Source organism: Burkholderia sp. Tr-20390, from assembly GCF_017104595.1.
Classification (GTDB): Bacteria; Pseudomonadota; Gammaproteobacteria; order Burkholderiales; family Burkholderiaceae; genus Burkholderia.
Map to the genome: position 1 here is coordinate 1 of NZ_JAAGPC010000433.1, position 706 is coordinate 706.

1 pseudogene is annotated in these 706 nt (G+C 72.5%); it reads left to right on the top strand.

The features are described 5' to 3' along the window. Position 1: 1 nt before the first annotated feature. Positions 2-706: pseudogene (locus tag G3N98_RS39395) on the top strand (cellulose biosynthesis protein); the annotation flags it as partial.

The window sequence follows — 706 nt, forward strand, 5'->3', positions numbered from 1 at the left end:
CGTGTGCTCTTCCGATCTCGACCTCGCGCGCGACGCGCTGCGCAAGGGGCTGCTGATCGCGCCGGGCGATCCCGAGCTGCTGGCCGAACAAGTGCGCGTGCTGTTGCGGCTCGGCGATGCGAAAGGCGCGCAGGCGTCGCTCGCACGCTTGCAGGCGCAGTCGCCGAATGCGCCCGCCACGCGGCGGGTGGCTGACGAATACCGCGTCGCGACGAGCGGGCGCGGCGAGATGGCACAGATCCGCCTGCTCGCGCGCAGCGGCCGCGCGGACGAAGCGGCCCGGCGGATCGTCGCGCTGTTTCCGAACGGCGCGCCGTCGGGTGCGCTCGGCGCCGAGTATTACCAGATCGTGTCGAATGCGCCGGGCGGACGCGAGCCGGCGATCGCCGCGCTGCGCCGCGCGGTCGCGGCCGATCCGCAGGACACGAGCGCGACGATGGCGCTCGCGCGGCTCCTGAACCAGCGTGCCGACACGCGGCCGGAGGCGAACCGGATCGCCTGGGCGCTCGCGAAGCGCGCCGACGCCGACCATACGGAGGCGATGGCGCTGTGGCGGCGCGTGCTGCAGTCGGCCGGCAGCGATCCCGCATATCTCGATGCACTGCATGCGTATCTCGTGCTCGTGCCGGACGATACCGAATTCGTCGACCGCGTCGCGGAACTGGATCGCCAGCGCGACGCGCAGCGCCAGCTCGAACGCAATCCC